Annotated in this window: 10 protein-coding genes; 8 read left to right on the top strand and 2 right to left on the bottom strand. The window is 75.2% G+C overall.

The window, feature by feature from the left end; all coding sequences use genetic code 11:
- The first annotated feature begins 234 nt into the window (after positions 1-234).
- The 5 genes from ACZ5FU_RS04060 to sucD all read left to right on the top strand — a co-directional run bounded on the left by ACZ5FU_RS04060 (position 235) and on the right by sucD (position 8019).
- Complete coding sequence (locus ACZ5FU_RS04060) at positions 235-2745, top strand: DUF5682 family protein (RefSeq protein ID WP_469044733.1); 2511 nt, start codon at positions 235-237, stop codon at positions 2743-2745.
- The gene (locus ACZ5FU_RS04055) at positions 2742-3932 is read left to right on the top strand and encodes a VWA domain-containing protein (protein WP_451525187.1); all 1191 of its coding nucleotides are present in this window, start codon (positions 2742-2744) and stop codon (positions 3930-3932) included. Before ACZ5FU_RS04060 ends, ACZ5FU_RS04055 begins: the two co-directional genes overlap by 4 nt.
- 433 nt (positions 3933-4365) lie before the next feature.
- Positions 4366-5094, top strand: coding sequence for a hypothetical protein (locus tag ACZ5FU_RS04050; protein ID WP_469044372.1), 729 nt, complete (start codon positions 4366-4368; stop codon positions 5092-5094).
- 840 nt (positions 5095-5934) lie between these two features.
- On the top strand, positions 5935-7113 hold the full coding sequence (gene sucC, locus ACZ5FU_RS04045) for an ADP-forming succinate--CoA ligase subunit beta (RefSeq protein ID WP_451525189.1): 1179 nt from the start codon (positions 5935-5937) through the stop codon (positions 7111-7113).
- Positions 7114-7134: 21 nt separating this feature from the next.
- Positions 7135-8019 carry a succinate--CoA ligase subunit alpha gene (gene sucD, locus ACZ5FU_RS04040; RefSeq protein ID WP_451525190.1) on the top strand — a complete coding sequence of 295 codons (885 nt, stop codon included), beginning with the start codon at positions 7135-7137 and terminating at the stop codon, positions 8017-8019.
- 97 nt (positions 8020-8116) lie between these two features.
- Here the strand turns inward: sucD and ACZ5FU_RS04035 are convergent, their stop codons facing one another.
- A complete protein-coding gene (locus ACZ5FU_RS04035) occupies positions 8117-9277 on the bottom strand; it encodes a helix-turn-helix domain-containing protein (RefSeq protein ID WP_451775118.1) in 1161 nt (386 codons plus the stop codon).
- 96 nt (positions 9278-9373) lie between these two features.
- Here ACZ5FU_RS04035 and ACZ5FU_RS04030 point away from each other — a divergent pair, with 96 nt between their 5' ends.
- A complete protein-coding gene (locus ACZ5FU_RS04030; protein ID WP_469044370.1) occupies positions 9374-10864 on the top strand; it encodes a cell division protein PerM in 1491 nt (496 codons plus the stop codon).
- A gap of 106 nt (positions 10865-10970) precedes the next feature.
- Here the strand turns inward: ACZ5FU_RS04030 and ACZ5FU_RS04025 are convergent, their stop codons facing one another.
- The gene (locus ACZ5FU_RS04025; protein ID WP_451525193.1) at positions 10971-11822 is read right to left on the bottom strand and encodes a hypothetical protein; all 852 of its coding nucleotides are present in this window, start codon (positions 11820-11822) and stop codon (positions 10971-10973) included.
- 324 nt (positions 11823-12146) lie between these two features.
- Here ACZ5FU_RS04025 and purN point away from each other — a divergent pair, with 324 nt between their 5' ends.
- Complete coding sequence (purN, locus tag ACZ5FU_RS04020; RefSeq protein ID WP_451525194.1) at positions 12147-12776, top strand: phosphoribosylglycinamide formyltransferase; 630 nt, start codon at positions 12147-12149, stop codon at positions 12774-12776.
- The gene (gene purH / locus ACZ5FU_RS04015) at positions 12773-14335 is read left to right on the top strand and encodes a bifunctional phosphoribosylaminoimidazolecarboxamide formyltransferase/IMP cyclohydrolase (protein ID WP_451525195.1); all 1563 of its coding nucleotides are present in this window, start codon (positions 12773-12775) and stop codon (positions 14333-14335) included. The genes purN and purH overlap by 4 nt, the downstream gene beginning before the upstream one ends.
- Positions 14336-14520: the final 185 nt, after the last annotated feature.

The following is a 14520-nucleotide window of genomic DNA, read 5'->3' as shown; positions in this document are numbered from 1 at the left end:
GCGGAGGGCGGGACCACCGACGGCCGGTCTACCGATGGCCGGTCCACCGACGGCCGGACCTCCGGGGGGACGGCCGGTGCCGGGGGCCGGTTACGGGAGCCGGACGGTGACGGGGCGGACGGTGACGGGGCGGACGGTGACGGGGCGTCCGGGGCGCGGGAGGACGGGGAACGGCGCGTCCGGGCCGGCGGGGCGGAGCCGGGCGGACGGTCCGCGGCAGGTCCGGGCCGGGCCCTGCTGCTCGGGGTGCGCCACCACGGGCCGGGGTCGGCGCGGGCCGTCCGCAGGGCGCTGGACGCCGCCCGGCCGCGGGCCGTGCTCATCGAGGGACCGCCCGAGGCCGACGCGCTGGTCCCGCTGGCCGCGGACGAGGACCTGCGGCCCCCGGTCGCCCTCCTCGCGCACGCCGTGGACGAGCCCGGACGGTCGGCGTTCTGGCCGATGGCCGAGTTCTCCCCGGAGTGGGTCGCGCTCCGCTGGGCCGTGGAACACGGCGTCCCGGCCCGCTTCGTCGACCTGCCGGCCGCCCACACCCTGGCCTGGCAGCGGAACCCGGACCCGGACCCGGACCCCGAGGGCCCGGAGCCCCCGGACCCGGAACGCCCGGACCCGGAGGACACGGAGTCCGACGGCACCGGGCCCGGGGACCCGGCGCCCGGGGACCCGAAGCCCGGGGCGGAGCCACCGGGCGACGGCCTCCGCGTGGACCCGATCGCCGTGCTCGCCGACGCCGCCGGCTACGACGACCCCGAGCGCTGGTGGGAGGACGTCGTCGAGCACCGGGGGGCGGGGCGCCGCGACCCGCTGGCGCCCTTCGCCGCGATCGAGGAGGCCATGACGGTCCTGCGGGACGAGAACGGCGTCGCGGGCACCGAGCGGGACCTCGTGCGGGAGGCGTACATGCGGCTCCGGCTGCGGGCGGCGCTGAAGGAGTTCGGGGACGGATCCGTGGCGGTGGTGTGCGGGGCGTGGCACGTGCCCGCGCTCCGGCGGACCACGGCGCTCACCGCCGACCGGGCGCTGCTGAAGGGGCTGCCGAAGATCAGGACCGACCTGACCTGGGTGCCGTGGACCCACCGCAGACTGGCGCGGGCCGGGGGATACGGCGCCGGAGTCGACGCGCCGGGCTGGTACGCGCACCTGTTCGCCGCCCCCGACCGGCCGGTGGAGCGGTGGCTGGCCAAGGTGGCCGGCCTGCTGCGGGAGGAGGACCGTGTCGTCTCCCCGGCACACGTCGTCGAGGCGGTCCGGCTGGCCGAGACGCTCGCCGCGCTGCGCGGTCGCCCGCTGCCCGGACTGGGCGAGACCACCGACGCCGTGCGGGCGGTGCTGTGCGAGGGGTCGGACGTACCGCTGGCGCTGATCGAGGACCGGCTGGTCGTCGGGGACGTCATGGGGGAGGTCCCCGCCACCGCGCCCGCGGTGCCCCTGCAGCGCGACCTCGACCGGTGCCTGCGCCGGCTGCGGCTCAGGCCGGAGGCGGCCGAGCGTGAGCTGGAACTGGACCTGCGCAAGGAGACCGACGCCGAGCGCAGCAGGCTGTTGCACCGGCTGCGCCTGCTGCGGGTGGACTGGGGCGAGCCGGCGGTCTCGCGGGGCGGCACGGGCACGTTCCGCGAGACCTGGCGGCTGCGCTGGCAGCCCGAGCTGTCCGTACGGGTCGCCGAGGCCGGGGTGTGGGGGACGACCGTACCGGCCGCCGCCACCGCCAAGGTGGAGGCGGACGCCCTCGCGGCGCGGGACCTCGCCGAGGCGACCGCCCTCGCGGAGCACTGCCTGCCGGCCGGGCTGCCGGACGCCCTGCCGGCGGTGATGCGGGCCGTCGCCGACCGGGCGGCCCTGGACACGGACGTCGGCCGTCTCGCCCGGGCACTCCCCGCCCTGGCCCGCTCCCTGCGCTACGGCGACGTGCGCGGCACCGGCACCGGCGCCCTCACTGACGTCGCGATGGGGCTCGCCGAGCGGATCTTCGTCGGCCTGCCGTCGGCGTGCGCCGCGCTCGACGCCGACGCGGCCGAGGAGATGCGCGCCCATGTGGACGCGGTCCACGGTGCGGTGGGGCTGCTGGAGGAGGCCGTGGCGGAACGGGTTCCGCCGCACGGCCGGCTCCGGGACCGCTGGCGGGACGTCCTGCGACTGCTGTCCGGACGGCGCGGCGTGGCGGGGGTCGTGCGGGGGCGCGCCGTACGGCTGCTGCTGGACGACGGGGAGCTGGCGGCGGACGAGGCGGCGCGGCTGATGGGGCTCGCGCTGTCGCCGGGGACGCCACCGGCGGACGCGGCCGCCTGGATCGAGGGCTTCGTCGGGGGCGGGGCCGGCGGCGGACTGCTCCTCGTGCACGACGAGCGGCTGCTCGGCCTGGTCGACGGCTGGCTGTCGGCGGTGTCGGCGGAGGCGTTCACTGACGTGCTGCCGCTGCTGCGGCGGACGTTCTCGGCGTACGGGACGGGGGTGCGCCGGACGCTCGGGGAACTGGTGCGCAGGGGGCCCGGGGAGAGGGGGACCGTGGTGCGGACGGGCTTCGGGACCGCCGGGTTCGCGGACGAGGCCGACGCGGGACGCGCGGACGCCGTCCTCCCCGTGGTGCGGCTGCTGCTGGGACAGGACGGGACGCGGCGGGAGGACGGCAGCCGACGGGAGGACGACACCCGACGGGACGACGACAGCCGACACGACGGCGACACCCGACACGACGGCGACACACAGCGGGACGACGGCCACCATCCGGCAGGAGTGAGGACATGACCTCCGGGACGAGGGAGACGGACCCCGTGCGGGAGCGGCTGCGGCGTTGGCGGCTCGTGCTCGGGGGCGGGGAGGCGGACGGCACCGGGCAGGAACCGTCCGGGCGGGACGCGGCCATGGACGCCGCACTCGCCGCGCTCTACGGCAAGGGGGACGGGGCGCGGACGGGGCGGGACCGTTCGGCCGGGCTCGGGGCGTCGGCGCCGTCGGTGGCGCGCTGGCTGGGGGACATCCGGACGTACTTCCCCTCCTCCGTCGTCCAGGTCATGCAGCGCGACGCCATCGAGCGGCTCGGTCTGGCCGCGCTGCTGCTGGAACCGGAGACGCTGGAGGCGGTGGAGCCGGACGTGCACCTCGTCGGCACCCTCCTCTCGCTAGACAAGGCGATGCCGGAGACGACGAGGGAAACGGCGCGGGCCGTCGTGCGCAAGGTCGTCGAGGACCTGGAGAGACGGCTCGCCGGCCGCACCCGTGCCACCCTCACCGGCGCGCTCGACCGCGGCGCCCGGGTCGCCCGGCCCCGCCACCACGACATCGACTGGAACCGCACGATCGCCGCCAACCTCAAGCACTACCTGCCCGAGTACGGCACGGTCGTGCCCCAGCGGCTCGTCGGTCACGGGCGGTCCTCGCCGTCCGTGCGGAAGGAGGTGATCCTCTGCGTCGACCAGTCGGGGTCCATGGCCGCCTCGGTCGTCTTCGCCTCGGTGTTCGGTGCGGTGCTGGCGTCGATGCGGTCGATCAGCACCCGGCTCGTCGTCTTCGACACGGCGGTCGTCGACCTCACCGACCAGCTCGGCGACCCCGTGGACGTCCTCTTCGGCACCCGGCTCGGCGGCGGCACGGACATCAACCGGGCGCTCGCCCACTGCCAGTCGCAGATCACCCGCCCCGCCGAGACGGTGGTGGTGCTCATCAGCGACCTCTACGAGGGAGGCATACGCGACGAGATGCTGAAGCGGGTGGCGGCGATGAAGGCGTCGGGGGTGCAGTTCGTCGCCCTGCTCGCCCTCTCCGACGACGGAGCGCCCGCCTACGACCGGGAGCACGCCGCCGCCCTGGCGGCACTGGGCGCGCCCGCCTTCGCCTGTACGCCCGACCTGTTCCCGGACGTGATGGCGGCGGCGATCGAGAAACGCCCGCTTCCCGTCCCGGACCTGGACGCCGGTGCGGCAAACGGGACATGACTACCCATCGGTAACAGAGGGCTTGCGCACCCTCGGGGCCCCCGTGCGAGGATCGAACGCCTCGTTTCGTCGCACGGGAGGTTCCTCCCCCTTGGCCCGCCCCGCCAGCCCGCCCGCAGTCGCCGCCGGCCTCGCGCTGCGCGGTGTGCTGCTGCTGGGCGGGTTGTTCGCGCTCGGACTCCTCCTCGGAGGGCAGGCGCGGGCGGCGGACGGAGCACCGCCGGTCACGCCACCGGCTCTCACCGCGCCGGTTCTCACCGCACCGGCTCTCACCGCGCCGGTTCTCACCGCGTCGCCTCCGCCGGCGTCGGCGTCCACGGCGAAGGCGGTGGTCGCCTCGCTGTCGAAGGCCGTGACCGAACCGACCCCACCGCGCTCCGTCTCCGGTCCCGGACCGGCAGCCGGTCCCGGATCCGTACCTCCCGCACCTCCCATGCCTTCCGCCCCGGCCCCGGCCCCGGCCCCGGCCGAAGAGGCGTCGGCGGCCCCGGCCGCTCCGGCGGACCCCGTGCTTCCGGCCCTGGAGCGGGTCGTGAAGCCGGTCGGTGAAGTGCTGGAAGGCGTGAGCGAGCGGTTGGCGGCGGCGGTGACGGAGGCGGCGCCCACGGTGTCGTTCCCGGACGTCCCCGGACTGCCGACGCCGCCCCCGCCGGGTGTCTTCCCCGGGCCGTCGGACGCGTCCTCCCTGCCCTCCCCGCCGGTGCCCGTCCCGCCGGCGTCCGCCCCCGGGTCGCCGGACCTCCTGGCCCCGGACCTGCCGTCGGCGGACCTCCCGGTGTCGGGCCGTCCGGTGTCGGGCCGTCCGGCGTCGGGCCCCGGACCGGACCCCGGGACCGTCGCCCCGGCGGTGCCGCGGCCGTCGTACGGCCCCCGGGCCGTCGTGCGCGAGGCCCCGGGCGGAACGGCGGCACACGGTGGAGCGCGCGGCCGTACCGGGCGGACCGGACCGCCCGCGCCCGCGGGGCGAGCGCCCGCCGGAGAGCCCGACGGCGTGCTGGGCAGCGCGTCACAGCTCGACGGCGGCGTGTCGCGGTACGGCGACACGCACGCCGTGACACCGCGGCAGCGGGTGCCGCTGCCGCTGGTACCCGGCGGTGCCGCGCACGCGGACGTGGCCGGGGCCGCGGAAAGGCACCGGGACGTCCTCGTCCTCCCCGGCTAGGACGGGCCGCCCGCACCGCCCGCATCGCCCGCACCGTCACCCGTACGGCTGACCGGCGCGCCGGAGATCCGACGGCCCCCGCCGCCCCGTGCGCGTGGGGAGTCCACGCCCGGGCCGCCCTCCGGCGTCCGCCCCGGTCGACCCGGACGATCCGGCTGACCCGGACGGTCCGGCCACCCGGACGGCCCAGCCGGTACGGACGGTACGGCCGGCTGCCGGGCGCGCCCCGGCGCCTCAGTGGCGCGGCGGCCGCCGACGCGGTCGTCCCGCCCGGGTGCGGTACACCGCCCGGACCCGCCGCGGCTGATCCCCCGGCCCGCGCATATGACGGATGCACCCGTGCGCACCGCGCCCCGCGGGCCCCGCACCCTCCCCCGTCGGCCGCGCGCCGGCGGGGCACCGGCTCCGCGGGAGGCGGGACCCGGACGGCCGAAACCGTCGGTCGTCCCGGCCCCGCCCCCGCGGAACGGGGCCGGGTCGTCCCCATTGGGGTGGGGACGACCCGCCCCGAGCCCTCCGGGGCTGCTCCACGGGTCTCACCGGGCCAACCCCAGCCCGGTGAGACCCCTCCCGGACGCCGTCCCCCGCCGCGCACCGCCCCCTCACAGGCGGCACGGCGTGCCGGTGATGTCGGCATCATGTGACAGGTATCACCGCTCAGGTGTGACCCTCGATTTAGGGGCCTCCGGCAAGCAGGGATAACCTGCGAGACGGACATGCCGCGCGCTCGGACACCGTGTGCGCCTCCCTTGTGACTGACAGACGGCGGACGTCACGTTGCCCTCGCGGCACGCCCACGCAGACAACGAACCGCGAGATCACTGATAGGGACGGAAGCGCGTGGACCTGTTCGAGTACCAGGCGAGGGACCTCTTCGCCAAGCACGATGTACCGGTGCTGGCCGGTGAAGTCATCGACACGCCTGAGGCGGCCCGCGCAGCCACCGAGCGTCTCGGTGGCAAGTCCGTAGTCAAGGCCCAGGTGAAGGTCGGCGGCCGCGGCAAGGCCGGTGGCGTCAAGCTCGCCGCCACCCCGGACGAGGCCGTCGCCCGCGCGACGGACATCCTCGGCATGGACATCAAGGGCCACACGGTCCACAAGGTGATGATCGCCGAGACGGCCCCGGAGATCCTGGAGGAGTACTACGTCTCCTTCCTCCTGGACCGCACCAACCGGACCTTCCTCTCCATCGCGTCCGTCGAGGGCGGCATGGAGATCGAGGAGGTGGCGGCCACCCGCCCCGAGGCCGTCGCGAAGACCCCGATCGACGCCAACGAGGGTGTGACCCCCGAGAAGGCCCGCGAGATCGTCGCGGCCGCGAAGTTCCCGGCCGAGGTCGCGGACAAGGTCGCCGACGTCCTCGTGACGCTGTGGAAGACCTTCATCGAGGAGGACGCCCTCCTCGTCGAGGTCAACCCGCTGGCGAAGGTCGCCTCCGGCGACGTCATCGCCCTCGACGGCAAGGTCTCCCTGGACGAGAACGCGGACTTCCGCCACCCCGACCACGAGGCGCTCGTCGACCACGCCGCGGCCAACCCCCTCGAGGCCGCGGCCAAGGAGAAGAACCTCAACTACGTCAAGCTCGACGGTGAGGTCGGCATCATCGGCAACGGCGCGGGTCTCGTCATGAGCACCCTCGACGTCGTCGCGTACGCCGGTGAGGCCCACGGCGGCGTCAAGCCCGCCAACTTCCTCGACATCGGCGGTGGCGCCTCCGCCGCCGTCATGGCGAACGGCCTGGAGATCATCCTCGGCGACCCGGACGTCAAGTCCGTCTTCGTCAACGTCTTCGGCGGCATCACCGCCTGCGACGAGGTCGCCAACGGCATCGTGCAGGCGCTCCAGCTGCTCAAGGACAAGGGCGAGGAAGTCACCAAGCCCCTCGTCGTCCGCCTCGACGGCAACAACGCCGAGCTGGGTCGCAAGATCCTCTCCGACGCCAACCACCCGCTGGTCCAGCGCGTGGACACCATGGACGGCGCGGCCGACAAGGCCGCCGAGCTCGCGGCTGCGAAGTAAGGAAGAGGGACAGACACAGCCATGGCTATCTTCCTCGACAAGGACAGCAAGGTCATCGTCCAGGGCATGACCGGTGCCACGGGCATGAAGCACACCAAGCTCATGCTGGCGGACGGCACCAACATCGTCGGCGGCGTGAACCCCCGCAAGGCGGGTCAGTCGGTCGACATCGACGGCAACGAGATCCCGGTCTTCGGCACGGTCGCCGAGGCGATGGAGAAGACGGGCGCCAACGTGTCCGTCCTCTTCGTGCCGCCGGCCTTCTCCAAGGCCGCCGTCATCGAGGCGATCGACGCCGAGATCCCCCTCGCGGTCGTCATCACCGAGGGCATCGCCGTCCACGACACCGCCGCGTTCTACGCGTACGCGGGCTCGAAGGGCAACAAGACCCGGATCATCGGCCCGAACTGCCCCGGTCTCATCACGCCGGGCCAGTCGAACGCCGGCATCATCCCGGGCGACATCACGAAGCCGGGCCGTATCGGCCTGGTCTCGAAGTCCGGCACGCTGACGTACCAGATGATGTACGAGCTGCGCGACATCGGCTTCTCGTCCGCCGTCGGCATCGGTGGCGACCCGGTCATCGGCACCACGCACATCGACGCGCTCGCCGCGTTCGAGGCCGACCCCGACACCGACCTGATCGTCATGATCGGTGAGATCGGCGGCGACGCGGAGGAGCGGGCCGCGGCCTTCATCAAGGAGAACGTGACCAAGCCGGTCGTCGGCTACGTCGCGGGCTTCACCGCGCCCGAGGGCAAGACCATGGGCCACGCCGGCGCCATCGTCTCCGGCTCCTCCGGTACGGCCGCCGCGAAGAAGGAGGCCCTCGAGGCCGCCGGCGTCAAGGTCGGCAAGACGCCGACCGAGACGGCGAAGCTGGCCCGGGAGATCCTGGCCGGCTGAACGGCTCCCCCCGGCTGAACGTCAGTGGGCCCGTCCCCTCGTGGGGGACGGGCCCACCGGTGTGTCCGGGGACGGTGCGCGGGCCGCGGCCGGCGCGTCAGCGGGTCTCCGGCAGGAGTCGCTCCGGGCCGTTCGCCGCTTCCGCCCGGAGTTTGGCCCGCAGTGTCAGTTCCGCGGTCGACAGAGGTCCGGGAGCCGTCCTCGGGGGGACGCCGAGGACCGTCTCGCCGGGCGGGACCGGGGGTTCGTAGCGGGTGGGCGCCGTTCTCAGGGTGAGGGCCGTCGCGCCGATGACCGCCACCGTGATCGCGATCGCCGCCCTGGTCCAGAACCGGGCCCGGCGTTCGCTGCCGATCCGTACCGCCGGGGGCTTGGCGGCGCGCAGGCGTTCCGTCGACGCCGCCTCCGCCAGACGACGGTGCAGCTCGCGCGGTTCCGCCAGCTCCGGCAGCCGGGCGGCGACCGCGGCGCGGGCGTGCAGCAGGCGGTTCGCCGCCGCCGGTGTACTGGCCTCCGTCTCCGCCGCGGTCTCCGGCAGTCCCAGGCCGACCCCGTCGTACAGCAGGAGGGTGCGGCGGTAGGACGGCGGGAGCGTCAGGAGGACGTCGAGCAGGGCGCGGTCACCGGCGGCGGACGGAGGTGGTTCGGGGTGGCGGTGGCGGGGGCGGAACCGGTGCCAGGGGGACAGCGCGTACTCGTACGCCGTCGCACGGATCCAGCTCGGCGGGTCGGGGTCGACGGCCACCTCCGGCCAGCGCTGCCAGGCGGTCTGGAAGGCCTGCTCGACCGACTCGCGGGCCAGTTCGCGGCGGCCGGTGAGGAGGTAGGCCTGACGGACGAGGGCCGGGGCGCAGAACGCGTACAGGGCGTCGAAGGCCTGATCGGGAGTCAGGGCAGGGGAGAGGGGCGACGGCGGGGCGACCGCGGGGACGGGGGCGGGTGCGGATGCGGATGCGGGGGCCTTTCCGGGCGTGTCCGGACCGGCCGTGTCCGGACCGGCCGTCAGCCCGGTCGCGGGCCGTGTCCTCAGGGGGTCCGTCACCTCCGCCGACGGGGCACCCGCCAGCGCGGCCAGCAGCTTCGCGTACGACTCCCTCCTGCGGCCGCTCGGAGTGGAGCGGCCGGTCTCCCACGCGCGCACCGTCTCCCGGCCGACCCCCAGCCGCGTCGCGAGCTGAGCCTGTGTCAGCGAGCCCTTCTCGCGCAGGCGTCGGCGTTCCGCGGGAGGGGGGAGCGGGGTGTCGAAGCACCGTGTCACAGGGCACTCCTTCGTACGAAAAAGTACATAAACGTATATTGAGCGACACCACGATGGTTCGCCCGTTACGACGGGAAGACGCGTGTCGTTGGGACCATGGCGGGCGTGATCCAGATGACCGCTCGTCGTTCGTCGTTGTCGCTCCGCCTCGCCCGTGCGCTGTTCCTCGCCCGGTCGTTCCTCCTCGTCCGCCCGCTCCTTCTCGTCCGCCCGCTCCTCCTCGCCCGTTCGCGCCGCCGTTCCCCCGGGCTGGCCGCCGGAGTGCTCGGCGGCGCGCTGGCCGCGGGGCTCGGGCTCGGGTCGTTCGCCGTGCTGGTGACGGTGCTGTGGATCAGCTCGCCCTATCCGGACAGCGGGCCCGCCGGCGCGCTGCACGTCGCCGCCGCGCTGTGGCTGCTGGCGCACGGGGCGGAACTGGTCCGCGCCGACACCCTGTCCGGGATCCCCGCGCCGGTCGGGGTCACCCCCCTGCTGCTGCTCGCCCTGCCGGTGTGGCTGCTGCAGCGGGCCGCGCGGGACGCCGTGGACGGCACCGGGGAGGAGGGTGCTCCCCTGGTGGACGCGCGGACCGCGTGGGCGGGGGTGGTCCTCGGGTACCTCGCCGTCGCCTTGGTGGCCGCGGGGTACGCGGCCGGCGGCGCCCTGCGGCCCTCCTGGTTCGGGGCCCTGGTGTCGCTGCCGGTGCTCGTGGCCGTCGCGGCGGGGGTCGGGGTGTGGGCGGCGTACGGGTGTCCGCGTGGGCCGGTGGAGCGGGTGCTGGCGCTGCTCCCGCGCGGGGCGCGGCGGCTGGTGCTGGGGGCGGAGGGGCGGGAACGGGTGGCGGTGGCCGTACGGGCGGCGGCGGCGGGGGCGGCGGTGCTGGTGGGCGGCGGCGTCCTGCTGGTGGCGGTCTCCTCGGTGTGGCACCTCGGGGCGGCGCGGGGAGCGTTCGTGGAGCTGACCGGGGGCTGGTCGGGGCGGTTCGCGGTGCTGTTGCTGTGCGTGGCGCTGGTGCCGAACGCGGCGGTGTGGGGAGCGGCGTACGCGGTGGGCCCCGGGTTCGTGCTGGGGACCGGACACGTGGTGGGGCCGTTGGCCTCCGATCCGGCTCCGCTGCTGCCGCCGTTCCCGCTGCTCGCGGCGGTGCCGGAGGCGGGGGCGGGCGGGGTGGCGAACTGGGCCGCGGGAGTGGTGGCGCTGCTGGGCGGGGGCGCGGTGGGGATGTTCGTGGGGCGGGGCGCGGTACGGCCCGGCGGGCGGGTCTGGTCCTGGAAGCGCACGGTGGGGGTGGTGGGCCTGGCGGCGGTGCTGTGCGCGGCGGGGTTCGGCGTGCTGGCGGGGATGGCCGGGGGACCGCTGGGCGTGGGCGGCCTGGCCCGGTTCGGGCCGGTGGGGTGGCAGGTGGGGGCGGCGGTGTGGCTGTGGGTGGTGGCGGTGGGGGTGCCGGTGGGGCTCTGCCTGCGGTCCTGGTGGGCACGGGGAGGGGGGGAAAGCACGGCGGCGGCCACGGCCGCGCCGGCGGTGATCGTGCCCTCGCCCGCCCCCGCACCCGGCGCCGATACCGAGCCGTACGACTTCGAGCGGGAGGAGGGCACCGGGATGCCGTGAGCGGCGGGCGGATCGTCCGCCCCGCCTTCCCGTCCCGAGCCCGGGGCTGCCGCCGCCGGCCTGGACGACCCTGTCCGCGGACGCCGCGGGCCGCCCCTGCCCTGCCCTAGCTGTTGCCGCCCAGGACGTCCCGCAGCTGCTTCGGCAGGAGGTTCTCGCAGGCCTGCTGGGACTCGTTCGTCAGGGCGTCGTTCGTGCAGGTGTAGTAGTCCCGGTAGACCAGCTGCGCCGTGAAGGTGAGGCCCACCAGGGCCAGCGCCAGGGCCGCGGTGACGATGCCGCTGACGGCCGCCGTGGTCTGCGGGCGGGCGGGCGGCTGGGGAGCGTCCGGGGCGGGGGTGCGCGGTGTGGCGCGCAGTGCGCTGATGCCCCAGTTGAGGGCCAGCGCGCCGAGCAGGAGGGCCACGTAGGGCCAGCCGAAGAGGGCGAAGAAGAAGGCCCACATGCCGCACAGGAGGGCGTAGCGCGCGCGGCGCTGGGACGGGTCGGTGGGGTCCCAGCGCGGGGCGGGGGAGGGGCCGGGGCCGGGACCGCCCTCGGGGGGGCCGCCGGGGCGCTCGCCGAAGCCGTCGCCGGAACGGCCGGGCTGGCGGTCGCTCCACTGGCTCCCCCAGGGGGAGCTCCCGGACGGCGGCTCACCCCCGCCCCGGTGGGGGCGGCGGGGCTGCCACGGGCGGTCGGGGGTGCCCTCCGGAGGCGGGGCGAAGGGGTTGTCGTCGCTCGGCGAGGAACCGCTCGGCGAGGAACCGCCGGACGAGGGGTCGTTCACGGGGGAGCCGCTCGGCGGGGAGTCGTCCGGCGGGGAGCCCTGCGACGAGGAGCCCCCGTCGCCGTTCACCCGGCCCGTGGACGCGTCGGGCGGGGTGGCTGGGCGCTCCCGCAGCAGCACGGCGCCGCGCTCCCCTCCCTGCGGTGACTGCGGGGGGAGCGTGAGGAGTCGCAGACTGCGGTCCGGCATCAAGAGAGCGTCTTCCCCTAAGTGATCACGACGGTGGTCACGGCTTGCTGGCCGAGGCGACCGCACACGGCTGTCGGATGTGAGCGGTCACAAGGGAAACGCTCCGCACGACGACCGCGTTCCCGAGCCCGCTCGCCCCAGACGCTACCTTCCGGCCACGCCCCCGTCCCGCGGGGGCCGTCCGGTGTGCCGGTATCGTTGCTGACGGTCGGCCGCTTCGTAGACTTCCCCGTATCCCGGGGCGCGAAGCATTCGTACGAACGCACAGACGCGGCGTCGTCAGTCGGCCGACGGACAGACGCTCCCCCGAGAAAGGGCCCCATCGTGGCCGCCAAGCCCGAGGCCAGGCGCCTCGTCGTGCTGGTCTCCGGTTCCGGCACGAATCTCCAGGCGCTCCTCGACGAGATCGCCGCGACCGGTGTCGAGGCGTACGGCGCCGAGATCGTCGCCGTGGGCGCGGACCGGGAGGGCATCGAGGGGCTCGCGCGGGCCGAGCGGGCCGGGATCCCCACCTTCGTGCGCAAGGTGAGGGACTACGGCACCCGCGAGGCGTGGGACGCCGCCCTCGCGGAGGCCGTCGCCGCCCACGAGCCCGACCTCGTCGTGTCCGCCGGGTTCATGAAGATCGTCGGCAAGGAGTTCCTGGCGCGGTTCGGCGGGCGGTTCGTGAACACCCACCCCGCCCTGCTCCCCAGTTTTCCGGGCGCCCACGGGGTGCGGGACGCGCTCGCGTACGGCGCCCGGGTGACCGGCTGCACCGTCCACTTCGTCGACGACGGCGTCGACACCGGCCCGATCATCGCCCAGGGCGTGGTGGAGGTCCGGGACGAGGACGACGAGGGCGCGCTGCACGAGCGCATCAAGGAAGTCGAGCGAAGGCTGCTCGTCGAGGTCGTGGGGCGCCTCGCCCGCAACGGCTATCGCATCGAGGGACGAAAGGTAGTTATCCAGTGACCGCCGAGAGCAACAAGCGGGCCATCCGACGGGCGCTCGTCTCCGTCTACGACAAGACCGGCCTCGAGGACCTCGCGCGCGGGCTGCACGACGCCGGCGTGGAGCTCGTCTCCACCGGGTCCACCGCCGCGAGGATCGCCGCCGCGGGCGTCCCCGTCACCAAGGTCGAGGAGCTCACCGGCTTCCCCGAGTGCCTGGACGGCCGGGTGAAGACCCTGCACCCGAAGGTGCACGCCGGCATCCTCGCCGACCTGCGCCTGGAGGACCACCGCAGCCAGCTCGCCGAGCTGGGCGTGGAGCCGTTCGACCTGGTCGTCGTCAACCTCTACCCGTTCCGCGAGACCGTCGCCTCGGGCGCGACGCCCGACGAGTGCGTGGAGCAGATCGACATCGGCGGCCCGTCCATGGTGCGCGCCGCCGCCAAGAACCACCCGTCGGTCGCCGTCGTCACCAGCCCCGCCCGCTACGGCGACGTCCTCGCCGCGGTCGGGGACGGCGGCTTCGACCTCACCACCCGCAAGCGTCTCGCCGCGGAGGCCTTCCGGCACACGGCCGCGTACGACGTCGCCGTCGCCTCCTGGTTCGCCTCCGAGTACGCGCCCGTCGACGAGTCGCGGTTCCCCGACTTCCTGGGCGCCACCTGGGAGCGCAAGGACACCCTGCGCTACGGCGAGAACCCGCACCAGCCCGCCGCCCTGTACGTCTCCGGCACCGGTGGCCTCGCCGAGGCCGAGCAGCTGCACGGCAAGGAGATGTCGTACAACAACTACACGGACACGGACGCCGCGCTCCGTGCCGCGTACGACCACGACGCCCCGGCCGTCGCCATCATCAAGCACGCCAACCCGTGCGGCATCGCGACCGGCGCGGACGTCGCCGAGGCGCACCGCAAGGCGCACGCCTGCGACCCGCTGTCGGCGTTCGGCGGCGTGATCGCCGTCAACCGGCCGGTCAGCAAGGAGATGGCCGAGCAGGTCGCGGAGATCTTCACCGAGGTCATCGTCGCCCCGGACTACGAGGACGGCGCGCTCGAGGCGCTCGCCAAGAAGAAGAACATCCGCGTGCTGCGCGCCCCGCAGGCGCCGTCCGCCCCGGTCGAGGTCAAGCCGATCGACGGCGGCGCGCTGCTCCAGGTCACCGACCGGCTCCAGGCCGAGGGCGACGACCCGGCGACCTGGACGCTGGCCACCGGCGAGGCCCTGTCCGAGGCCGAGCTGGCCGACCTGGCCTTCGCCTGGAGGGCGTGCCGCGCGGTGAAGTCCAACGCGATCCTGCTCGCCAAGGACGGCGCCTCCGTCGGCGTCGGCATGGGCCAGGTCAACCGCGTCGACTCCGCGAAGCTGGCGGTGGAGCGGGCGGGCGCCGAGCGCGCGGCCGGTTCCTACGCCGCCTCGGACGCGTTCTTCCCGTTCCCCGACGGCCTGGAGATCCTCACCGGGGCCGGTGTGAAGGCCGTGGTCCAGCCCGGCGGTTCGGTCCGGGACGAGCTGGTCGTCGAGGCCGCGAAGAAGGCGGGCGTCACCATGTACTTCACGGGGACGCGGCACTTCTTCCACTGATCCGCGGCCGCCGCGTGACCCGCGGCCGACGCGAGGGCGGGCGGTCCGGCACGATGCCGGGCCGCCCGCCCTCGCGCTGTCGGCACCCTGCTCCGCGCCGGCGGTGCGGAAGACCGACGGACGTCCGGGACGCCCGGAGACCCGGGACGCCCGGGACGCCCGGGACGCCCGGGACGCCCGGAGAC

It is taken from the genome of Streptomyces sp. NPDC031554 (assembly GCF_055580685.1).
This window is presented reverse-complemented; position numbering and strand designations above follow the sequence as displayed.